The organism is Streptomyces sp. 142MFCol3.1, from assembly GCF_000424945.1.
Lineage (GTDB): Bacteria > Actinomycetota > Actinomycetes > Streptomycetales > Streptomycetaceae > Streptomyces > Streptomyces siamensis.
This window is the reverse complement of record NZ_AUKV01000010.1, coordinates 16,777-38,972: the sequence shown is the minus strand read 5'-3', so window position 1 is coordinate 38,972 and position 22,196 is coordinate 16,777. Positions and strand designations below refer to the sequence as shown.

Sequence of the window (22,196 nt, the reverse complement as noted above, 5' to 3'; positions counted from 1 at the left end):
GTTCAGTCGACGGGCTCGTCGGGCACGGGGTGCTCGGGATGCACGGCCGCCTTCTGCGGCGCTCCCTTGCGGCCTGTGCCCGCCTCGTCGGTGTCCGGCACCGCCGCGCCGTCCGACGCGCTCTCGTCCTCGTCGTCCTCCGGTGGCAGGTCCAGGGGGTCTTCACCGTCGAGGACCTGCTGGTCGGGAAGGTCTCGTGGGACGGGGGCCTCGCTGCGATCCCGCTCCGTGTAACGGTTGTCCACCACGGTGTACTCCCTCTGTGTGGTACAGGCGTGCCGCGAGTACCTGTTACCGCGGGCGTGAAACGCCGTGCCCGTGACTGGGCCCCCGCAGTTGCCGCGCCGGCGACGCATACGCGCCCGCGGAGCCGTTGCGCCCCGGGAGCCGACCCCCCGTGTGCCGCCGTACGCCTACTGCGGCGTGGGCTCCTTCACCAGTGTGTCCAGCCTTGGGGGTGGCGCTCCACTCGAGCACGTCCGGCCGGTTGACCCGGGCCGGGCGGGGGACTCGTGCCCTGGGGGGCAGCCAGGAACCAGGAGGCACCCATGGCTGTGCGCCATCGGCTGATCAAGACCGCTCCGGAGACCGTCTGGGCCGTGCTGTCGGACGCCGGCCGCTACGCGGACTGGGTGGTGGGTACGGCGGAGTCACACGAGACACGGGGCCAGTGGCCGCACGTGGATTCGGCCCTCGGCTACGAAATACGGCTCGGCCCCGTCCGTGTCGGCAACGAGACGGTCGTACGGCGCTGCAAGGAGGGATCGGTCCTCGAACTGGAGGCGAAGGCCGGATTCCTCGGCACGGCACGGATCTTTGTGGAACTGCGCAGCTGGGGCGGCCACTGCCTCGTGATCGTGGACGAGCACCCCCTCCAGGGAGCGGGCGGCGCGCTGCACAACATGGGCGTCGAAGCCCTGATCCAGATCCGCCATCGCGCCATGCTCGCCCGGCTGGCCAGGGTCTGCGAAGCCGAGTACGACTCCGGGAGAGCTCCGTCCCGATCCGGGGAAGCCGAATCCGGCTTCGCGGCCGACCCGCGTGGGGGACCGCCGGAGTACGGCACGGCACCGTACGGGGCCGGCGGCCGCCCCGCGAGAGGAGACGGCCGTGCCTGACGCCGTCGTGATCGGAGCCGGGCCGAACGGCCTGGTGGCCGGAAATCTCCTGGCCGACGCGGGCTGGAGCGTGCTGGTGCTGGAGGAACAGCCCGAGCCCGGCGGCGCGGTGCGCTCCGACAACGGCGTGGACCCCGCCTTCGTCCACGACCTCTTCAGCTCGTTCTACCCCCTGGCCGCGGCGTCGCCGGTCGTGTCCCGGTTGCACCTGGAGAAACACGGCCTGCGGTGGACCCACGCGCCCCACGTGGTCGCCCATCCCCTGACCGACGGCACATGCGCGGTCCTGGACCGGGACCTGGACATCACCGCTGAGTCCCTCGAGGCCTTCGCGCCAGGTGACGGAGCGGCCTGGCGCCGCCTGTACGGCATGTGGGAGGACTTCGGCCCCAGCCTGCTCGAAGCCCTCTTCACGCCGTTCGCCCCGGTCAGGGCCACGGCCAGGCTGGCGTGGCGGCTGCGGGCCGGGGGAGCACTGCGCCTGGCCCGCACCATGCTGCTGCCCGTGCGCCGCTTGGGCGAGGAGGAGTTCCAGGGCGACGGGGGCCGTCTCCTGCTCGCCGGGAACGCCCTGCACGCCGACCTGGGACCGGAAGCGGCGGGCGGCGGCGGCTTCGGCTGGCTCATGTCGATGCTGGGGCAGGCCCACGGCTTCCCCGTACCGGTCGGGGGCTCCGGTGCCCTGACGGCGTCCCTCGTCCACAGGCTGAGGGCCGGAGGCGGAACGGTGCAGTGCGGGCGGCGTGTGGAGCGGATCGTGGTCCGCGACGGGCGGGCGGTCGGGGTGTGCGTCGCCGACGGGGAGACGATCGCCGCACGGCGCGCGGTGCTCGCGGACGTCTCCGCACCCGCGCTCTACGGCGGCCTGGTCGCGGCGGACCATCTGCCCGCGCAACTGCTGGACGACCTGAAGCGGTTCCAGTGGGACTATTCGACCTTCAAGGTGGACTGGGCCCTGGACGGTCCCGTTCCCTGGCAGGCCGAGGGCGCCGCAAGGGCCGGCACCGTCCATCTGGCCGACGGCATCGACGAACTCACCCGGTTCGCCGCACAGATCGCCATGGGCCAGGTCCCGGACCGCCCCTTCGCCCTGTTCGGCCAGATGACCAGCGCGGACGCCTCCCGTTCACCGCGGGGCACGGAATCGGCCTGGGCGTACACCCATCTCCCCGTCAGGATCCGAGGGGACGCGGCGGACGAAGGGCTGTCCGGCACCTGGGACACGAAGGAGCAGGAACTCATGGCCGACCGTGTCGAGCGCCACGTCGAACGCTTCGCACCCGGCTTCCAGCGCCTCATCAGGGCGAGGCGCATCCTGGCACCCCCCACCCTCGAGTCGCTCGACAGCAATCTGCACGCGGGCGCCATCAACGGCGGCACCGCGTCGATGCACCAGCAACTCGTCTTCCGGCCGGTCCCCGGGACGGGCCGCTCGGAGACCCCGGTGGCGCATCTCTACCTGGCCTCCGCCGCGGCCCATCCGGGCGGCGGGGTCCACGGGGCGCCGGGCTCCAACGCCGCCCGTGCCGCACTCCGTCGTCTGCCCCCGGCACCGGCGGTCGCCGAGCGCCTGCTCGCGCGCCGGGACCGGAGGGGGCGTCGCATCGGTGCACCGGCGGTCGAAAGGCGCGAGAGCGGTCGCTGACCCGGGCAGTACCGGGCTCCACCGTCTCCCGGCGGGAACCAAGTGCCGACAGGCCCTGGCAGGCTCCTCGACGGGCCCCGGCTGCATGCCCCTAGACATGCCCCGGCGTGCTCCTCGACGGGCCCCGTTGGTCACGATCGGACGGAGGTCACGAGTCGGACGGGCCTTCGCCGGATCCTGAATCCCAACGGGGGCGGCTCTGGTCGTCGCTTCGCCGGCTCGCGGAGTGCCTGAGCTCGTGCGGAGTGAGCCGCCCGCCCTCGCCGTGCGCGCGCGGCACTTCGTTCGCCTCGCGCATTTCCCTGGATTCGTGGACGGGCCCGGACTCCGGCAGCGTCGGATGCTGCCCCCGTCGGGGCACCGCGGATTCACTGCGGCGCACCTTGATCCCGAACCGTACGGCCCAGATCAGCGCGCCGACGACGATCAGGCCACCGACGAGCACGGCGAGGGCGCCGGCCGTGGTCGCCGACGCCGTTGTTTCCGTGGAGATCATGTACATCGTTCCCGGGTACCCGCTGTTCGGCCTTCTCCACCCGGGCGCGAGACGTCGGCGCCGAGGCGGGCGCCCGCGTCGAAGGTTCCGGATGCGATCAGTGCCGCACCGGGGTCCGATGGTTGTGGGCGGAGGTGACGGCGGTGGCGCAGGGCCGGTCGTCCGGCACGGCGCAGGACGAGAGCGGCTTCCGGAGGCAGGAAGTCCGCCGGCGGGCGGGCCGCCACGACCGCGGCGCTGCGCGACCTCACCAAGGCGGAGCCGTACGAGCGGGCCGCCGATGCCGGCGTACCGGGCCGGTCCTCCATGAACCGTGACGAACTCATCCACGCGCTCGCTCCCGGCACAGGGCGCAGAGCGCGCGCTTCCTGAAGCACGCAGCAAGCGCCGGGCGTGTGACTGGTCCCGTGTCGGCCGTGCAGGCCGTGGCTCGCGGGTTCTGTGGGGTACCCGACGGGTTGTCCGGAACCACTCGACCACCTCAAGGAAGGCGGCGCACCATGCCGGCAGGATCGAGCAAGAAGCGTGAGCGGCAGTACGAGCACATCAAGGAGAGCGCGGAGGAACGCGGCGAGTCGACCAGCCGGGCCAAGGAGATCGCGGCACGCACGGTGAACAAGGAGCGGGCACGGGCCGGCGAGTCGAAGACGGCGAGCAGGACGTCCACCCAGGACCCCAAGTCCGCACCGGAGCGCGGTGGACAGCGCTCACACTCCGGGGCACAGGGGCCGACCAAGGACCAGCTGTACGAGGAGGCCAGGAAGCGCGACGTCCACGGCCGGTCCTCGATGAGCAAGCAGCAGCTGAAGAACGCCCTCGGGCGCTGACGCGGAGTCTGCGGCAGCGGGCCGAGCAGGTCGACGCGCCCCTGCCACGGGGCGAAGCGTGGGAGGCGCGTCGACACTCGCTGTCGGTCGCGCTCGGTCAGTCGTGCTTGCCGCGGCCCGTCAGCGTGTCGCGCAACCGGTCGACCAGTCCGATGCCCGGAGCGACGATCTTGTTGGCCGGGGGAGTGTCCGGAGCGGACGGGTGGGGGCGGGTCGGCGCCATCTTCTTGGCCTGACGGACCTTGTCGCCGAGCTCGTTCAGAGTCTCCGGAGAGCAGGCACTGCGCAGCATGGGGAAGAGAATCTCTTCCTCCTCGGCTATGTGGGCGCGGATCTCGCTCATCAACGCGTCGATGAGCCGGTCGAATTCCGGATCGTCCGCGTCGTGCCTCTCCAGGTCCTTCATGATCTGCTCGGCCTCGGAGTGCTCCTCGGTCTCCTTGTCGGCCAGTTCGTCACCGTGCGCCAGATGCTCGCGCACGGCCGGATAGAGGTAGGCCTCCTCGGCGACCGAGTGCCGCACGAGCTCCATCGTCGCCTGGTCGGCGTAGATCTTGCGGTCCTTCTCGCCCTTGGGACAGGCCTCGATGCGTCCGAAGAACTCCTCGACCTCACGATGGTCGGTCATGAGTTCGTCCAGGACGTTTCCGCCATGGCCCATGTCCTTCACCTCCAGTGGAGTGACTTTGTGATCGGTGTGTCGTGCGTCCGGGTGCCCGTCGGCCTCTGTTTGACACGACGATGTGGGGCACGCTCCAGAAGGTCGGCGAGACGGCTGCGCCGGATGGCGTGCAGGCGGCCAGGCCGGTCGCGACTCGACGTGCCTTCCGAGCCGGATCCGGTCACACCTCGGCGTGTCTTCCGAGCCGAATCCCGTCCCAGGGTTCACGTGTGAACCTCCTGCCACGGGGGACCCACAATCATGGGCTCCCAAAAGGGAAGTTCCTCAGTAAACCGATACATCGACGGGAAGTGGCACATGGGTACGCTCAGCGGCGGCCTGCTCATGACACCTCCGGGTGTGTACGCGCCTCAGCAGGACACGGAGTTGCTGGCCCGAGCCTTGCTGAGGGAGGAGATCAGCGCCCGCACGGACGTGCTCGACCTGGGAACAGGGAGCGGTGTCCTGGCCCTGAAGGCCGCCTGCCTGGGAGCACGGGTCACAGCGGTCGACATCGACTGGCGCTCCGTGCTCACCACCCGCCTGAACGCTCTGCTCGCCCGTCGGCGCGTCACCGTCCGCCGCGGCGACCTGACCGCCGCCGTGGCGGGCCGGGCGTACGACCTCGTGGTGAGCAATCCACCCTACGTGCCCGCGCCCACCCCACGGCTGCCCAGCAGGGGCCCCGCGCGCGCCTGGGACGCCGGACTCGACGGCCGCGCGGTGGTGGACCGTCTCTGCGACGAAGCGCCTGCCGCCCTGCGGCCCAGTGGTGTCCTGCTCATCGTGCACTCCGCGCTCTGCGGGACCCGGCGGACACTGGAGCGGCTCGCGGGCGCCGGACTCGACGCCTCGGTCAGCGACCGTGCCGTCGTTCCCTTCGGCCCCGTCCTGAGTGCGCGCCGGTCATGGCTGAGCCGGCAGGGCCTGCTGAGCGAGGAGAACCCCGACAGGGAAGAGCTGGTGGTCATCCGTGCCCAGAACACCTGAGCGACCGCGCCGCATCCGGGCGAACCGCACCGGACCGCTGCTCGTCGAGGGCCCGGTCGAAGTGGTTCTCGAAGACGGCACCACGGTCACCTCACGGCGCTTCGAGGCAGCGATCTGCACGTGCCGGCGCAGCCGTACGTATCCCTGGTGCGACACCAGCCACCGACGGCGGACCGGGGGAGACGCGGCATGACCGGCCCCTCTCTCCCCGTGCCGCGAGGTGATGTGTCCGAGTCCCTCGCCTCGACCCTGCGCTACGCGACGCCCCTTGCCGTCTCGCCCTGCGCCGGAGAAGAGGCCGACCCCTACGGCGACGATCTCCAGCTCGCTCTGTACATGCTGTACGAGCTCCACTACCGGGGGTTCGTCGAGGCGGCCGACGAACGGGAGTGGGACCCCGGGCTGCTCGCTCTGCGCCGCTCGTTGGAGACCCGCTTCGCACAGGCCCTGCGGCGGGACGTACCTGCCGACCTGAGCGCCGCCGAGGCGCTGGAAGCCATCCTGCTCGAACCCGTCGGACACGACGACACCAGTGTCAGCCACCACCTCCAGCGCGACGGCGAGCTGTGGCAGATCCAGGAATACGCGGCGCTCCGGTCGCTGTACCACCTCAAGGAGGCCGATCCGCACGCGTGGGTCATCCCCCGTCTGTACGGCCGGGCCAAGGCCGCGATGGTCGCCGTCGAATTCGACGAGTTCGGAGCCGGCCGTGAGGACGAGATCCACGCCAGGCTCTACGCGGATCTGATGGCCGACCTGGGACTGCACACCGAATACGGCTACTACGTCGACGCGGCGCCCGCCGAAGCGCTCGCCACCGTCAATCTGATGTCCCTGCTCGGACTGCACCGCGCCTTGCGTGGAGCCCTGGTCGGGCACTTCGCCGCCGTCGAGGTCACCTCCTCGCCGGGCTCCCGGCGGCTGGCCGAGGCCATGCGCCGGGTCGGGGCGGGAGCCGCCGCGCAGCGGTTCTACGACGAGCACGTGGAGGCGGATGCCGTGCACGAACAAGTGGTACGCCGCGACGTCGTCGGTGGCCTGCTCGAAAGCGAACCGGAACTCGATTCCGACGTCGCTTTCGGCGTGCAGGTCACCGGCTTCCTGGAGGACCGGCTCGCGGCGGGGCTGCTGTCCGCCTGGCAACAGCACCGCAGTGCGTTGCGGCGCCCGCTCGCGGCGGCCGGCTGATCCTGTGGCGAGGAGGGAGCGGCGTTCGACTCGCCTCAGCCCTTCGGTTCGTCGCGGCCCGGCGAGTCCCGCCGGATGCGGCAGACGATGGGGATGACGATCCACCACAGGACGTACAGCGCCGCGACGCCGACCACGATCCACGGGACGTGGCTGTCGTCCTGCGTGGCGACGCGCAGCACGAGCAGAACCGACGCAGCCATGGTGACCAGCAGCAGAAGGAGCCCCAGCTCGGTCAGCCGGGAGGCCCACACGACGGCCCGGGGCTTGATGAAGCGGCCGGAGACGATGCGGTGGATCGACACCGGTGCCACCAGCGCGCCGGTGGCGGTTGCGCCCAGGACGATGATGACCACGTAGAGCGTCCGATCGGCATCCGAAAGCTGCCGGAAAGTCGGCTGGAACACCACCGTGAGCAGGAATCCGAAGAGGATCTGGACTCCGGTCTGGGCGACCCGGATCTCCTGGAGGAGGTCGTTCCACATACGGTCGGCGCGCTCCGCGGGGGTTTCGTCGCGTCCGGTCACGTCCGCCTGGCTGCCGCGCTCCATCGAAACGCTTTCCTTTCCGGGCGCGCGATCCTGCGCCGGTCGGCGCCACGAAGCCATCTGTGACAGGTGTACCCGGCAGCGTCGTCCCCTCACGCGAACGTGGTCCTCGTGCGTGCTCCGCAGGCCCGCACGCCCCGGTCTTCTACAGCGCGTCCGCCGCCACCCGCAGGTCCGAGACGAGCCCGGCGTACAGGGCGTCGCGATCGTCGGCCCGCAGGACGGCGGAGGGATGAATGGTCGCCACCAGACCGCGAACGGTCTTTGCGGCGGTGTCGTGCTCGCCCTCGACGCCGAGATCCGGCCAGGGCAACAGGGCGCCGCGCCGTTCGGACACGCGGAACGAAGAACCCAGCAGCGCCTTCCCCGCGGTGCCGCCGAGCGCGACGACCACCTGGGGTGACACGACGCGCAGCTCGGCGATGAGCCACGGGCGGCAGGAGGTCATCTCCCGCAGGGTCGGCGCCTTGTGGATGCGGCGCTTGCGCCCTTCCGGGACGGTGAACTTGAAATGCTTCACCGCGTTGGTGACGTATGTGTCGTCGGGGTCGATGCCCACGTCCCCCAGCGCGCGCGCCAGGACCCTGCCGGCAGGACCGACGAACGGTCTGCCCTGCCGGTCCTCCTGGTCGCCCGGCTGCTCTCCGAGCAGGAAGACCCGTGCCGAGGCCTTCCCCTCGCCGAACACGGTCTGGGTCGCTTCCTCGTACAGCGGGCATCCACGACAGTCGGCGGCAGCTTTCCGAAGCCCCGGGAGTCCGGCCCGGCGGTTCGGCAGGTACGGGGTGGCGTCGTAGCCTCGCCCCTGTTCGTCGGACCCAGTGCCCACGACTCGTCAGCTCCCGCCGTCGCCGGGCCGGCTGATGCCCGGCCGCCTGTCACCTCAGGCCACCCTGCGGCCCGGCCACGGGTGGCGCAATTCGGCGCCGAGCGGGCCTCCGTGGGCCACGAAAACACGGCAGCCATCCGTTCCGGGCGCTGCGGCCAGCGGTGCGAATACTCCTGTCCGAACCCTGTACGGGCCGCGGGTGTTCGGGATAACTTCTCCTCGCCGTCGCGACTTGAAACGATTCAATCCACTGTTGCCCAGGGAGGCACCATGACGTCGAGCGACACACCGGACAAGGGCATCGGCATTCCCAGGCGAACCGTCGTCGCCACGGCAGGCACCCTCGGGCTCTCGGCGGTGTCCCTCTCCGCCGGACTCCCCGCGGCGGCCGCACCCGCGGACCGGGAGGCGGGCGCCGCCACCACCGGCGTCCCGGCGCGTCGCACCAACGGGTGGCACCGCTACGTCCAGGCGCCCTCCTCGCGCACGGTCCGCCCCATGCGTGTCGTCGAGGCGAGCGGGGACGTGCAGCGTCCCGACGCGCTGCTCGAGCCCGGCGGTGCCAGAACGCTCCTGCGGCGCCCGCGGCCCGAGGCGGCGCCCCGCTGGCCCGACGGCACCACGGCCGAGGCCTCGTCGACGCATGCCGGCAACAACGGCAACGACGGGCGCCCGCGCACCTATGACGCCGCCAACGCCATCGACGGCGACCCGGACACCTTCTGGAACGACGACACGCAGGGGGCGTTCCCCGACGTCCTCACCGTCACCCTGCCACAGGCCGCGCGACTGCCCGGCGTCACGGTCGTCTCCAACGGTGACGGCGTACCGACCGACTTCACCGTCGACGTGTGGCGTGACGGTGTGTGGACCACGGCCGCCACGGTCTCCGACAACGATGTCATCCAGAGGGCGGTCGCCTTCCCGGAAGACATCACCACCGATCGCGTACGCGTCACCGTGACCGGCGTGCAGGACACCCCGCACGGTGCCTTCACGCGCGTCAACGAAGTGTGGCCCGCTCCGGTCGAGCCCATACCCGCGCCCAGCGTCACCGTGGACTTCGGCAAGGTCGTCGTCGGATACCCCCAGATCCGGTTCACCTCCGCCTCGGACAACGCCCCGGGCGTCCGTCTCGCGTTCTCCGAGACCCGCCAATTCCTCACGAGCCGCTCGGACTTCACCCGTTCCGACCAGGCGGGCGGCGCCGGGCAGGGCACCGACCAGTTCGCCGTGCCGGCGCGCGGTGCCGACTGGACCGACCACAAGGGCTTCCAGTCGGGCGACAAGGTGTTCGCCGACGGACTGCACGGATTCCGCTACGTCAAGATCACACTGGACGCCCTGGCCTCGGACGCGCCCGCCGCCCAGCCCTGGGGAGAGGTGGAAATCGACTCCGTCGCCCTGCAGTTCACCGGCTATCTCGGCACGCCGGGCACCTACCGGGGCTGGTTCCTGTGCTCCGACGACGAGTTGAACCGCTACTGGTACGGCGCCTCGTACACCAACGAGATCGTCACCGACACCTTCCGTCAGGACGACGTGGATCCCCGCGGCGCGTGGTCCGCCTCCCTGGAAGGGAAGTTGGTCCTGCACGACGGAGCCAAGCGCGACCGGGACCCGTACGTCGGCGACCTCGCCGTCTCCGCGCGCACCCTGTACCTGACGCACGACGACGCGGCCGAGGCGTCCCGCAACGTGCTGGCCGACCTGGCGGAGCACCAGCGCGCCGACGGCTGGATCCCGCCCGCCTCCATCTCGGGCTACACGCTGCCTCTCTTCGACTATCCGCTCTACTGGGTCACCTGCAGCTGGGACTACGTCCTGTACACCGGCGACCGCGCCTACGCCGCCCGGTACCACCCCCATCTGGTCAAGGTGCTCGACACCTGGTACCCCAGTGTCACCGACGACGCGGGGCTGCTCAGCAAGGGCCTCAACGGCACCGGCGGATACGGCGACTACGCGTTCCTGGGCCGTACGGGACGGGTCACCTACTACAACGCCCTGTACGTCCAGGCCCTGCGCGACGGAGCCCGGCTCGCCCGCCTGCTGGGCCGTGACGCCGACGCCACGCGCTGGCAGGCCAGGGCGGACAAGGTCGCCCAGGCCGTCAACTCGCTGCTGTGGGACGCCGAGGCCGGCGCCTACCTGGATTCCGCGACCGGCCCCGTGCGCCACGCCCAGGACGGCAACGCCCTCGCCGTCGTCACCGACATCGCCGGCCCGGACCGTGCGGCATCGGCGCTCGCGCACCTCGACAAGACGACGAAGCGGGCGTACGGCAACGCCTTCATGGACAACGACACCCTCTTCGACCAGGCCTCCCAGCGGGTCTACGCCTTCACGTCCTACCCGGAGATCCAGGCCCGCTTCCTGACGGGCAGGGCCGCGTCGGCGCTCGACCAGATCCGGCGCACCTACGGATGGATGGACCGGCACGACCCCGGCATCACCCACTGGGAGGGCATCGGCCCCGACGGATCCCTGTACGAGGACGCCTACACGAGCATGGCGCACGGCTGGTCCACCGGTGTGCTGCCGGCACTGACCCACCATCTGCTGGGTGCCCGGCCGACCTCACCCGGGTACGCCACCTGGGAGGTGGCTCCGCAACCCGGCGACGTCGACTGGGCGACGGGCCGACTGCCCACACCGCACGGCCCGTTGTGCGTCGAATGGGAGAACGGCGCCCGTGAGTTCCGGCTCACCGTCCACGTCCCGGACGGCACTCGGGGCTCGGTCGCCGTCCCCGGTGACGCGCGGCGACTGCGCGTGCGTGCGGGCAGCCGGACGCTCTGGGACGGCAGGCGCGCGGCCACCCGTGACGTGACCGTGGCCGACGGGACCGTCACCGTGTCGAACCTGGGGCCCGGCAGCCACGGTCTCCTCTGCGAGCGACTTGCCTGAGGCACGCGCCTGCGTGACCGGCAGGCCCGGACACGGCCCTGTGTGAAAGCGGGGTGCGGGCGGGGGTCCAGGCGTGCCCGCCCGCACCCTTCACCCCTCGGCCGTCCCCAGCCGGGCCAAGGCCGCCGTCACCAGGGCGGCCGTGCCGGTCTCCAGGGTGAGGCGGACACTGGGCAGGTAACGGGGCGAGTGGTTGGGGGGCAGGACGCGGAGCTTCTCGGCGGCCCCGCTGCCGGGCGCCGCCGCCCACTGGGCGGGACCGGTCGCGCCGAGCATCCAGTAACCCCCGCGTATGCCGGGCCGGCCGTGCAGAGCGGCGCCCGCACCGGTGAGGAGCGGGAAGTCCTCGGTGGCCGTGGCGCCCGGCCACCCCGTGACACGGGCGGCACCGAACTGCCTCCGGTGGGCGGTACGGACGGCGGTGGTGACCCCCGGGTCGGCGAGAGTGACACCGGAACGGGACAGGGCCGTCACGGTCACGCGGGGCGGGCGTGCGGCGGCAGCGGCCTCGGCACGGACGACGCGCTCCACGGCGGCGACGACGCGATCGAGAGCGGGCTCGGAGAAGGCGCGGACGGTGACATGGAGCACCGCTGTCGAGGCGATCACGTTCCCGGTGCCGCCCGTGTCGCCGGCCCGCAGGGAGGACGCGGTGACGACGAGCCGCTCGGCCGGATCGGACTCGCGGGCCGCGACGGCGGAGAGCCGCACCACGGCTCCGGCGGCTGCCAACAGCGGGTCGGCGGTCAGATGAGGCGTGGCGGCATGGCCCCCTTCGCCTTCGAAGCGCACCTCCAGGAGGACGCTGCCGGCCATCACCGGCCCGTCCGCGTGCGCCACCATCCCCGCGGGGAACGGCGCCGTGTGCTGCGCGAGGACGTCGTCCGGCGGGGTGATCCGCTCGTACAGACCGTCCTCCAGCATGGCGCGAGCACCGCTGAGGGTCTCCTCGGCGGGCTGGCCCACGACGAGGAGCGTGCCGCGCCACTGTTCGCGACGGGCGGCGAGCCACCGGGCGGCCGCCGCCGCGCAGGCCAGATGGGCGTCGTGACCACAGGCGTGCATCACCGGCACGGGCCGTCCGTCCGGCCCCGGAGCCGTGGCCGTGCTGGCGTAGGGCGCGCCGGTGTCCTCGGCCACCGGCAGGGCGTCGAGTTCGGCGCGCAGGAGGACGGCGGGGCCGTCGCCGTTGCGGAGTTCGGCGGCCACGCCGTGACCGCCGATCCCACGCAGCACACGGAAACCGTCGGCGTCGAGCCAGTCGGCGAACCGGGCGGCGGTACGGCGTTCGTCGCCGGAGAGCTCGGGATGGCGGTGCAGGTCCAGATACAGCCCGGCGGTGGGCACCGACAGGGCGTCCAGGCCGGGCAGGGCGGGAGCGGGCCCATCGTGGCGCGTGGTGGTGCCCGGTCTGCGGCTACGGGTGCTCAAGGGCGGGACTCCTGGGGGCGGGTGTCAGTGAGGTGACAGCGGACGGCAAGAGCGGTGACGGAGGCACCGCGTAGAAAGGGTGGTGCCGAAGTCCCGGAACACTTCGGCAGGTTCAGCACACGCACCACCCGACGGGACTGTGCTGTCCCGTCCGGGTTCATGTCCTCGGACCAGAAGGAGTCGTCATGGCCGACAGCCCCCTTGCCTCTCTCGCCCAGGAGATCCTGGACCTGGAGTCGGAGACCTTCGAGATCACCGACTACTCGGACGCCAGTGAGGTCATGCTCGGCTCGTCCACGAGCTGTTCGTCGACCAGCACGTGTTCCAGCACCACCAGCACCACCTCCTGCACCGCCTGACATCCGTCGTCGGTATCGAAGGCCCCCGGCACGCGAGCGTGCGCCGGGGGCCTTCGGCATGCACGGGCCGGACGCGCGGGGTCTGCGGGGTGCACCCTGCGCGTCCGGGCGGGACCCGTCGCCGGTCACGGGAACGGATGGGGCACGCGTCGCAGGTCCTCCTCCGGCAGCGGCGCCGGCACCAGCCCCGCGCGGTACGGCGCGGTCCGCAACCTCCCCATGGTCAGGGCGCGTTGCCGCGACCAGCCGAAGTCGATCGGCAGCATCCCGGGCGCGAGCGTGGCCACCGTACGCAGCCCCGTCCGCCGCTGTTCCGGGGTGGTCTGATCGACGGCGATGACATCGCATCCCGCACCGGCGATCAGGTCGCGCAGCAGCATCACGTCGTCGCGAAGGTCCCCGGTACGGGGACGGAGCTCCTCCCACCCGGCGAACAGACCGGCCGACGGGGCGACTCGGGAGGGGGCGAGGTAGCCCTGCGCGTGGCGGCGCATCGCGGGCAGGCCGAACAGCGCCGCGTGATCCGGCAGCCGCCGGACCAGGCCGAAGTCATTCACCATGGCAGTGAGTTCGGCCGGACGTTCGGCGACCTGACGGGGCAGGTGCGGAATGTAGGTGAGGATCTCGGAGATCGCGGACTCCACCGCCGTCTCCGGGTCGAACGACGCGCCCGCGGCGAACGCCAGCGTGCCGGGCCCGTCGTCGCGGCGCACGGCGAGACCGGTGACGACGGGCAACGGAAGGTCCACCCGGTTGTCGAAGACATGGACGTCGTAGCCCTGGAGGGCGGCGCGGGCCACCATCGCCCGCACCCGTGGTGCACGCACCGAGTCCAGGTCGATCTCCGGCAGGGTCAGGCCGCCGTACCAGCCCAGCAGGAAGGCGTCCCGCTCGACGAGTTCCATCAGGCCGAACAGGACGGCCTCCTCCGGACTGCCCCCGGTGGCACAGCCGTTGGAGCATTCGAAGACGAAGTTGTCCTCCCGGGTGCCCGCGCTGTAGTACACGAGCCGGGCCGGGACGAGGACCGGGCGCTCGTCGCGCAGCGACCATCCGGTGACCCACGGGATGGGCCTGGCCGGATCGAACGGCGCGACCATCGGGTCCTCCGCGTACGTACGCGGCGCGTAGAGCCCGCAGTCACGCGGGTCCAGGGCACGGTCGCCCAACTCGTCGAGGGAGGCCGTGACGACGGGAGCGCGATGACGGCGGTGCGTGCCCGCATAGCGTTCCAGCCCCTCCAGGAACGCCAGATCACGGCTCCGGGCGAAGGAGTTGGCCTGGCCGCTCCACGTGACGTCGGTCAGCCCGGCGTATCCGCGCATGAAGACGCTGCCCGCGACCGGCGCGGTGGTGGGCGAGGTGACATCGATCCAGGTGCCGCCGCCGAGCACCCCGCACACCGGATTGGCGAGACCCTTCACCGGCAGCGGGTAGTCGGCGGGGCCGCGCAGCCGGTAGGCGTCGGGGCGCGGCTTGGGCCGGGACACCGGTGCCGTCAGGGCGGACTCCACGGCTGCCCGGCGCGTGGCCTCCTCCGTGAACGGCCGGCAGTGCGGGCACATCGGCTCCGGCACCAGCGGGAAGGTGCGGACCCGCAGTGACTCCAGGTCGAGTTCCGTGACCCGGGGCAGGACGGCGTCGGCGCCCTCCGCGGCGTGTCGGGCGGCCCCCGAGGCGATGAGGCGGTGCAGGGACCACACGGCGTCCACCGCATGGTCGGGCAACGCGGGCCAGCGGCCCGCCGCGGTGGTCTCGACGCCCGTCTCCAGCGCCTCGCGCTCGGTGCGGGTACGCAGCCGCTGGCGCCGCATGGCCAGACAGGCGCCGCACGCGGGCCCGGCACCGGGGGAGCCGCCCCACGGGCCCAACAGCGCGGCCTGGGCGGTGAGATGGACGGTTGCCCGGTGCGGGGAAGCGGTCTGCCGGGGCGGCGTCTCGCCGAGGACATTGACGTCGCCGATCCGGGAGACGACAGGAGCGGGCAGGCGGGCGGCGGCGGCGCGGACCGCCAGGCGGTCCTGGAGATCCGCGCGGGCCGCCTCCAGGGGCGACGTGGCCGGTGCGGGCGCGGTGACGGTGGTCATGGCCGGTTGCTCCAGCGGAAGTTACGGATGGCGACGAGTCCGAAGACCAGGGCGAAGACGACGAGCCCCACGCAGTCCACGGCGATGTCGCCGAGGTCTCCGCGGCCGCCCATGGCGTCGGTCAGGCCGTCGTTGAGGTAGTGCAGCGGCAGTACCTTGGCGACCGTGCGCAGCCAGCCCGGCATGAGGTCGTCGGGGAAGAACGAGCCGGAGAGAAAGGCCATCGGCACCATCACGACGTTGGCGATGGCCGCGACCGCCTCCGGGGTGTCGGCGACACTGCCCACGACCAGGCCCATGGCGAGGAACGCGGTGACGCCCAGCACGAGCAGCGGCAGGGCCGCCCACCACGGCCCGGCGAGGCGCAGGCCGAAGAAGGGCAGCAGGGCGACGGCGGTGAAGAGCACCGTCTGCACACCGGCGACGCCCAGCGCCACGGTCCAGCGTGAGGCGAGGAGGGTGCGCAGTGGGGTCGGCGTACGCCAGATGAGACGCAGCAGGTCGTCCCGGCGCCACTGCATGAGGGCGAAGCCGACGGAGAACACGGCGGCGTTGCCGACACCCCAGGAGAGCACGCCGGGGGCGATGTAGTTGATGGACGACAGCCCGCCGACGACCTCCTGGTCGTGGAAGATGAGGCCGAAGAGGACGAGGAAGGCCAGCGGAAAGGCGAAGGTGAAGAACAGGGTCGTCTTGTCGCGCACGCTCGCGACGCAGGTGGCCCTGGTCAGTGCGGAGTAGGCGCTCAATGGAGGTGCTCCTTTCCGGTACCGGTCAGGGACAGGTAGGCGTCCTCCAGCGTGGCGGTGCGCACGGTGACCGACTCGATGTCGACGAGGTCGCCGAGCGCGGTGAGGACGCGGTTGGCGGCGGTCGTCTCGATGACGAGTTCGTCGCCCTCGACCGTGGCCCGGTCCACTCCCTCCAGGGCGAGGGCGGCCTCGGGGGAGAGCCCGGCGGCGGGGAGCAGCAGCCGGGCGGGGGCGGCCAGGGAGCGGATGAGGTTGCGGGGGGTGTCGAGTGCGACGACGCGCCCGCGGGCGATGATCGCCACCCGGTCGCAGAGGGCTTCTGCCTCGTCCAGGTAGTGGGTGGTGCAGATGATGGTGCGGCCTTCGGAGCGCAACGAGCGCAGCAGCCCCCACAGTTCGCGCCGGGCCTCGGGATCGAGCGCGGCGGTCGGTTCGTCGAGGAAGATGAGTTCGGGTTCGTGGAGCAGGGCGGTGGCGACGGCCAGGCGCTGGCGTTGGCCACCGGACAGGTGGTCGACGCGGGCGCTCTCCTTGTCCGTCAGGCCGACGCGTTCCAGGGCCGTGCGCGCCGTGGCCTCGTCCATCCCGTAGAGCGCGGCGACGGTGCGCAGGTGTTCGCCGGCGGTGAGGCGGGCGAAGAAGGCCGACGCCTGGGTCTGTACGCCGATCCGCGCCAGCAGCGCGGTGTCGCGTGGCCACGGGCTCCCGCCGAGGACGGTGACCGTCCCGGAATCGGCCTCGCGCAGGCCCTCGACGATCTCCACGAGGGTGGTCTTGCCGGCGCCGTTGGGGCCGAGGATGCCGAAGAACTCACCCCGGCGTACGGCGAGGCCGACGCCGTCGAGAGCGGTCACCTCCCCGTACCGTTTCGTCACGCCGTCCAGGGCGACGACCGTCTCGGGCGCGGCGCGGCCCTGGGCCACCTGTGTCTCGCTGTCTGGTGCGCTCATCTCGCCTTTCCTTGCGTGAGCCGACGGGTCCGGGATGTGCCCGGGTCCCGCCCCCGCGCGGGAGAGGTGCCCCGCCGGGCCGATGGGGGGTGTGGGCGGCAGGCGTTCAGGGGCGGTGGCCGACGCCGTTGCGGGAGCCGGCTCCTGGCCTCGCGCGCGCAGGGAGCGGCCGAGTACGCCGAGCGCCCAGAGGAGCAGGACGGCGGCCAGGGCGGCGGGCGGCAGCCACCAGGACAGGGCCGCGAGGTCGTCCGGCAGGACAGCGTGCAGCGTGGCGCCCGCCGCCACGAGCAGGGCGACGCTCTGCGCGGCCGTCAGCAGGGCGAAACCGGCGTACACGAGCCGCAGCCGGGGCGGGTACGCGGCGAGGCCCGGGCCGCGGCCGAAGGCCGCCCGGGCGGCGAGCGCCATGAACGTACGGCTGCCCTCGGCGAGACCTGTGACGCCGGCGGCGTGGCCGAGTGCCTTGTAACCGTCCAGGGGCGGCAGCGGCAGGAGGTTGGCGATCGCGCAGACGGTACCGAGGAGCAGCAGAGCGCCGAGTGCGGGGCGGGCCTGGGCGTCGGACGGGAGCAGCGCCCACACCGGGTAGAAGGGCACCAGGAACAGGAGGTTGGCGAAGGCCCCGGCGCACGCGGTGGCGACCTTGCGTGCCCTGCTGCCGAGGAACTGGACGTCCTCGACCCGGCAGTAGAGGTAGGTGGCGCCGAGCACCCAGCGCAGCCCGATCTCCGTGACACGGCCGTCCCAGGCACGCGCGAACAGGCCGTGGGCCAGTTCGTGGAGCGCGAGGCTGCACCACAGGACGCAGCCGACGGCGAGCAGTACCGCGGGCCGCCCGGCGGTCTCCTCGGTCTGCCGCCACAGTGTGCCCGCCTGCACGGCGACGGCGGCGAGCAGCGCGACGGCCAGTGCGGTGAGGACCGTCAGCGCGGCGGGCCGGCGGACGGGGGAGGTGGCGCGGTGCAGCCGATCCATGAGGGCCGGTGCGTCGGCGACCAGCCTGGTCCGGCCGGCGAGGATGCCGCCTGGCCGGTCCTGCGGCGCGGCGACGTGCGGTGCGGCGGGGGCGGGGCCGCCGTCGAGGAGGCTGCGACTGTGCAGCAGCCCGAGCATCTGCCCCCACTGGGCCTCCCCGAGGCGGGTGCCGAACTCGCCCGCGTACTCCCTGCCGATCTCGGCGAGGGTGCGGGTGCCGTCCAGCCGCGTGATCAGGAAATGCTCCTTGGGGCCAACCTCCAGTCGGCGCCCGGAGCGCGGGTCCTTGAGCAGGTGGATGCGGGCCGCGCCGCGTACGAGGCTCGGGCCGACGACGACGTCGGCCCGCACGCGCGGCCGGGCGGTGAGGAAGGCGTCCGCGGTCACTCCGCCTCCCGCGGTGCGCCGTCGCGGAGGGCGCGGGCGAGGACGTAGGAGAGGAAGGCCTCGTCGCGGATCGTCATGCTCAGGCGGTTGTTGGTCATGTGCATGTACGGGGAGAGCAGCATGGGCAGGGCGTGTGCGGGGTCGGTGGCGTGGATGTCGCGGGTACCGTCCCAGGAACGGAAGGTGAGTTCGCCGCGGCGGGCCAGATCCCGGGCCCGGTCGCGGAGTTCGGCGCAGTGGGCCGCCCAGCCGCGCAGGAAGGCGGGCAGCCGTTCCGGCGCATCCTTGGCCACCGTGTCCCGGATGTGCCGGAAGCGTGCGGGGAGGCTGGCGCCCATGGCGTCGTAGGCGCGTTCGTAGCCCTCGTCGGCGGTGTAGTTGGTTCCGCTGAACGCCCTGTTCCAGAAGGTGTGGTAGCGGTCGAGGAAGGCGAGCAGCGCCTCGTCGTCGGAGAGGAAGGTGCCGGACATGACCATCATCAGCTGCGCGGACAGCCCGAGGAGCACTGTGCGCAGGTGCAGGTTCATGCTCCGGTTCGCCTCGACCACCAGGTCGCTGGAGTGCTGGAAGTGCCACTCGGCGAGTTCGATCCCGGCGGGCCCGCCGTACTTGCCGTACTCGGGTTCGTAAGGGCGTTCCTCGAAGGTGTTGTTGGGGCGCAGCCTCATGCGTCCGTCGGGGCCGAGCAGCCGGGCACGCTCCTCCTCCGAGTACTCCAGGGTGAAGAGGGTCTCGTAGAGGTCGGCGAGGAAGCCCTCCTTGACCTCGTAGAGCGCCGGGCGTTCGCGCAGGAACGCGGTGAGCGCCGCGTGCGTCCGCTCGCGCACGGCCGCTGCATCCGCAGCCCGGGCGGGTTTGAGGCGCAGCCGCAGATGAGGACCTTCCAGCCAGTAGTTGATGAAGAAGTACCCGGCGAGCAGGCCTTCTTCGGTCAGTGCGGCCACCAGGGGTTTGACGCACTGGAGGAGCAGCGGGCGGGGGCTGGCCGCGTAGAAGACGTGGACGGCCTGCCATGCGCCGGCGGCGTCGGCGGGCGGCTCTGCGGGGACGGCGGAGGGCGCGGTGGGTGCGGTCACTGTGTTCCGTCCTCTTCGGGCAGGCGGGCGTCGGGCAGCGCGGTCTCGGACAGGGGAGGTTCGGGCAGGCCGGTCGTGGACACGGGAGGTTCGGGCAGCCCGGCCCCGGGCGTGCGGGCCTCGGCACGGTCGGCTTCGGGGCGGTCGACTGCGGGCGCGCTCACCGGACCGGGCAGCATCTCGACGGCGAGTTCGGCGACGTGCCGGCCGCGCGGCGAGGTGACGTGGAGTTCGTCCTCGCCGGGGAGCATCTCCTCGAAGACCGTGCGGGCGCGGGTACCGGTGAGGAGTCCTTCGAGGGCCATGAGCGACAGGGGGCTGTCGAAGTCGACGTACTGAGGCTTGGAGCCGCCGAACGGTCCGCTGTCCTCGCCGTCCGCGGTCTGCCGACGGACCGTGGCGAAGACCCGTGCGGGCAGCCCGTGCCGGGTGCGCCAGCGCTGCCAGCCGAGGTACCAGTCGCCGTCGCCGGTGTTCGGGGCGCGCAGCGGGAGGCTGCCGTCGGCGGCCGTCCAGGAGCGCCGCTGCAGGACGAGGGCGTGGTGGCGGACACGGGGCCGACCGGTGACGCCCTGGTCCTCGGGTCCCGCGGGGACGCCGCGCCACACGTCCAGCACAGAGCGGGCGGTGGGGGAGAACAGCAGGAGGGTCCGAGGGATCTCGGGCAGCACCATGGGGACGAGGTAGCCGAGGTAGAGCGGGACCACCTCGCGGTCGAGTCGGGCGGAGCGCAGGACGAGCCGGTCCGTGTCGACGTCGTGCACGGCATACAGGTCGTCGAGGTGGATCCGGGACTCCTCGGGGGCGGTGCTGTGCTCGCCGGGGCAGACGATCTCGTGGTCCGTGAGCCGGCCGTGGAGATTGAGATTGGTGGTGGCGGCACCGGCGGTGATCTCGGCGAACACCGCGCCGGGCGGCAGCAGTCCGCGCAGGTCCTCGCGCAGCGAGGTGGTGAGGTCGGTCCCGTCCTCGCCGTCGAAACAGTGGGTGAAGCGGGTGAAGGGGAAGCAGAGGCCGCCGAAGGAGTTGTTGAGGACGACGAGGGGGTCGCCGTCGCGGCGGGCCAGTTGGAGGAAGTGGCTCTGCGGCTGGAAGACGGGTGCGGCACCGGCGAGCGCGTCGGCGACCTCGTCGACGGTGGCGTCGTCGAGGACGAACTCGTCGGCGCCAGGCGGCAGTACGGACCAGTCGGCGCGGACCCGGGCGGTGAGGGCGGCGCGGGCCCGGTCGACGGCGGCGATCTCCGGCATGCCGAGCCAGTTCTCCTCGGGGGCGTGGCTGCCGTCCGGGAGGAAGTCGTCCTTGGTGGCGGTGAACTGGACGTACTGCCGGAAGATGTCCTCGTGGAAGTCGTGGACCAGCCGCAGTACGTCCGCGCAGTGCCCGCCACGTCCGAAGCGGGCGAGGAAGAAGCCCTTGAGCGTGAGCCGTTGGGGCAGGGCCACGTCGAAGGCGGGCAGGATGCGCCCGATGGAGCGGAGCGGACCGGCGGCGAGCGTGGTCCACTCCGTGAGGCCGGCCGTGGTGGTGCCGGCGGACACGTCTTCGTAGAGCAGGGTCTGCGGCAGCGTGGGGTGCTCGGCGCCCAGCTCGGCCTGGAGTGCGAGGAGATCCGTGCGGAGGCCGGCGAGCAGGGCGCGGCGGGTGGGAAGGTCGGCGTGCGGGTAGCGCGCGAGGGCGTCGGCCGGGCCGTCCAGCCGGGCGGCCAGCGCATCGGCCCAGGGACGCCGGAGGGCGCGCAGCGAACGCTGGAAGGCGGCCAGCGGGTCTCCGCTGTGCACGCCCGTGTCCAGATCGGGGAGTTGGAGCATCCCGAGGTCGCGCAGGGCGCTGAGGTACCGCTCGGCCTCCTCGTCGTCGGCTCCGGTGGTGGTGGCCAGCCAGCGCGCCAGATCGCCGTGGCGCAGGGTGCGGTCCTGGCCCCGCAGCAGGGCGAGCATGCCGTCGAGGGCGCCTTGGCGGCGCAGGAAGAGGAGGCGGTCCTGGGCGGCGTCGAAGCTGATGGGCGCGCTGTCGTCGCCGGCCGTGACGGCTCGCTGGACATAGCGCACGCGGTCCTCGTCCAGCTTCCAGCCGGAGGCCAGGGTCACCGGGAGGTCGGCGCGGCGTCGCGGATCGGCGGCGACGAGTTCGGCGAGACGGGTGAGGACGACGACGTTGAGCCGGGGATGGCCCGTCCAGTCGTCGCGGATACGGGTGGAGGCCGCGCCGTTCGCCGCGCCGGTGTCGAATCCGCCGAGGGCGACGCCGGTGAGGGTGCTGAAGGGACTCGTCTTGCAGGCGGTGCGGTACAGATAGGAGAGCAGTGAGCGCTCCATCTTGCGGGCCCGCTTGCCCGGTACGGGCGCGGGGTCGGCGGCGAAGGCCTCGAGCCGTTCCTCCAGGGTGGGGGAGGCGAGGAGCAGGCCGCGCCGCAGCCGGTCGTCGAGGGCCAGTTCGCGCAGGGCGGCGCGGGTGCGTGCGAGCCCGGCGGCCAGGACGGTGTCGCCCTCACGGCGCAGTCGCTCCCAGCGGACCCGGGCGTCGAGCCAGGCCGCGAGGTCGGTTCCGGTGCCCCCGCCGAGGTCCGCGGCGAGAGCGCGGGCGGCGTCGGGATCGGCGGGCAGCCGGTTGTTGAAGACCTGCCTGCGCAGAGCGAGCAGGCGGCGGCGCAGCCCGGCGTCCTCGGTCCCGCCGACCGCTTCGGACAGCGGGTCGCTGAGGCGGGCGCCCAGCTCGACGAGCCGGTCCTCCTCGGCGGCGGTCCGTACGGCCCAGTCGGCCGTCTCGGGGGCGCGCAGCGCGAGGACGGTGTCGGCCGGCAGGCCCGCGACGCGGAGCATGAACCGGCTGTGCAGGCCTACTGGTTCGCCGGCGAGGGCGGTGTCCTGGGCCGGGGTGGTGGCGGTCGGGCTCACGCCCTCCCCCTTTCGTGTGGGGTGTGCTGCCGATCGGGAACGGACCGTCGGGCTCCCCGTCGGTCCT

At 72.4% G+C, this 22,196-nt stretch carries 19 protein-coding genes; 8 read left to right on the top strand and 11 right to left on the bottom strand.

The genetic code is table 11. The annotated features are described in order from the left end of the window. Positions 1-2: 2 nt before the first annotated feature. Positions 3-248 carry a hypothetical protein gene (locus tag H305_RS0115960; protein WP_028801252.1) on the bottom strand — a complete coding sequence of 82 codons (246 nt, stop codon included), beginning with the start codon at positions 246-248 and terminating at the stop codon, positions 3-5. Between the two features lie 300 nt (positions 249-548). On the opposite strand from H305_RS0115960, the gene H305_RS46100 reads away from it, so the two are divergent. Then, positions 549-1,118, top strand: coding sequence for an SRPBCC family protein (locus H305_RS46100; RefSeq protein ID WP_107440039.1), 570 nt, complete (start codon positions 549-551; stop codon positions 1,116-1,118). Beyond that, positions 1,111-2,763, top strand: coding sequence for a phytoene desaturase family protein (locus tag H305_RS0115950; protein ID WP_028801251.1), 1,653 nt, complete (start codon positions 1,111-1,113; stop codon positions 2,761-2,763). The genes H305_RS46100 and H305_RS0115950 overlap by 8 nt, the downstream gene beginning before the upstream one ends. Before the next feature lie 148 nt (positions 2,764-2,911). Here H305_RS0115950 and H305_RS0115945 read toward each other — a convergent pair whose 3' ends face one another. Further along, positions 2,912-3,259 carry a DUF6479 family protein gene (locus H305_RS0115945; RefSeq protein WP_051370679.1) on the bottom strand — a complete coding sequence of 116 codons (348 nt, stop codon included), beginning with the start codon at positions 3,257-3,259 and terminating at the stop codon, positions 2,912-2,914. Between the two features lie 500 nt (positions 3,260-3,759). On the opposite strand from H305_RS0115945, the gene H305_RS0115940 reads away from it, so the two are divergent. After that, a complete protein-coding gene (locus H305_RS0115940; protein ID WP_028801249.1) occupies positions 3,760-4,086 on the top strand; it encodes a hypothetical protein in 327 nt (108 codons plus the stop codon). A gap of 97 nt (positions 4,087-4,183) precedes the next feature. Here the strand turns inward: H305_RS0115940 and H305_RS0115935 are convergent, their stop codons facing one another. After that, positions 4,184-4,747, bottom strand: a complete 564-nt coding sequence (locus tag H305_RS0115935) for a hemerythrin domain-containing protein (RefSeq protein WP_028801248.1) — start codon at positions 4,745-4,747, stop codon at positions 4,184-4,186. A 318-nt stretch (positions 4,748-5,065) separates the two neighbouring features. Between H305_RS0115935 and H305_RS0115930 the strand changes: the two genes are divergently transcribed. From H305_RS0115930 to H305_RS0115925, 3 genes are read left to right on the top strand one after another with little or no spacing between them, the layout of a single operon-like run. Continuing rightward, positions 5,066-5,737, top strand: coding sequence for a HemK2/MTQ2 family protein methyltransferase (locus H305_RS0115930; RefSeq protein WP_028801247.1), 672 nt, complete (start codon positions 5,066-5,068; stop codon positions 5,735-5,737). Then, entirely contained in the window at positions 5,721-5,930 is a 210-nt protein-coding gene (locus H305_RS50665) for a CDGSH iron-sulfur domain-containing protein (RefSeq protein ID WP_078629074.1), read from the top strand. The genes H305_RS0115930 and H305_RS50665 overlap by 17 nt, the downstream gene beginning before the upstream one ends. Beyond that, on the top strand, positions 5,927-6,925 hold the full coding sequence (locus H305_RS0115925) for an iron-containing redox enzyme family protein (RefSeq protein WP_028801246.1): 999 nt from the start codon (positions 5,927-5,929) through the stop codon (positions 6,923-6,925). Before H305_RS50665 ends, H305_RS0115925 begins: the two co-directional genes overlap by 4 nt. A 35-nt stretch (positions 6,926-6,960) precedes the next feature. On the opposite strand, the gene H305_RS46095 is transcribed toward H305_RS0115925, so the two are convergent. Further along, positions 6,961-7,476 carry a DUF6328 family protein gene (locus H305_RS46095; protein WP_037764151.1) on the bottom strand — a complete coding sequence of 172 codons (516 nt, stop codon included), beginning with the start codon at positions 7,474-7,476 and terminating at the stop codon, positions 6,961-6,963. Positions 7,477-7,618: 142 nt separating this feature from the next. Continuing rightward, entirely contained in the window at positions 7,619-8,302 is a 684-nt protein-coding gene (locus H305_RS0115915) for a UdgX family uracil-DNA binding protein (protein ID WP_028801245.1), read from the bottom strand. 270 nt (positions 8,303-8,572) lie between these two features. Here H305_RS0115915 and H305_RS0115910 point away from each other — a divergent pair, with 270 nt between their 5' ends. Beyond that, positions 8,573-11,212, top strand: coding sequence for an alpha-L-rhamnosidase C-terminal domain-containing protein (locus H305_RS0115910; protein ID WP_028801244.1), 2,640 nt, complete (start codon positions 8,573-8,575; stop codon positions 11,210-11,212). Between the two features lie 90 nt (positions 11,213-11,302). Here H305_RS0115910 and H305_RS46090 read toward each other — a convergent pair whose 3' ends face one another. Further along, complete coding sequence (locus tag H305_RS46090; protein ID WP_234020869.1) at positions 11,303-12,643, bottom strand: amidohydrolase; 1,341 nt, start codon at positions 12,641-12,643, stop codon at positions 11,303-11,305. A 185-nt stretch (positions 12,644-12,828) separates the two neighbouring features. Here H305_RS46090 and H305_RS0115900 point away from each other — a divergent pair, with 185 nt between their 5' ends. Further along, positions 12,829-13,002: a thiazolylpeptide-type bacteriocin gene (locus tag H305_RS0115900; RefSeq protein WP_028801243.1), complete on the top strand. Its 174-nt coding sequence runs from the start codon at positions 12,829-12,831 to the stop codon at positions 13,000-13,002. A 125-nt stretch (positions 13,003-13,127) separates the two neighbouring features. Here H305_RS0115900 and H305_RS0115895 read toward each other — a convergent pair whose 3' ends face one another. From H305_RS0115895 to H305_RS46085, 5 genes are all read right to left on the bottom strand, one after another. Beyond that, the gene (locus H305_RS0115895; protein ID WP_028801242.1) at positions 13,128-15,089 is read right to left on the bottom strand and encodes a TOMM precursor leader peptide-binding protein; all 1,962 of its coding nucleotides are present in this window, start codon (positions 15,087-15,089) and stop codon (positions 13,128-13,130) included. Further along, positions 15,086-15,838, bottom strand: a complete 753-nt coding sequence (locus H305_RS0115890) for an ABC transporter permease (protein WP_028801241.1) — start codon at positions 15,836-15,838, stop codon at positions 15,086-15,088. Before H305_RS0115890 ends, H305_RS0115895 begins: the two co-directional genes overlap by 4 nt. After that, positions 15,835-16,791, bottom strand: coding sequence for an ABC transporter ATP-binding protein (locus tag H305_RS0115885; RefSeq protein WP_051370675.1), 957 nt, complete (start codon positions 16,789-16,791; stop codon positions 15,835-15,837). The genes H305_RS0115890 and H305_RS0115885 overlap by 4 nt, the downstream gene beginning before the upstream one ends. Positions 16,792-18,152: 1,361 nt before the next feature. After that, entirely contained in the window at positions 18,153-19,232 is a 1,080-nt protein-coding gene (locus H305_RS0115880; protein WP_028801239.1) for a lantibiotic dehydratase C-terminal domain-containing protein, read from the bottom strand. Beyond that, positions 19,229-22,129, bottom strand: a complete 2,901-nt coding sequence (locus H305_RS46085) for a lantibiotic dehydratase (RefSeq protein ID WP_107440038.1) — start codon at positions 22,127-22,129, stop codon at positions 19,229-19,231. The genes H305_RS0115880 and H305_RS46085 overlap by 4 nt, the downstream gene beginning before the upstream one ends. Positions 22,130-22,196 lie beyond the last annotated feature (67 nt).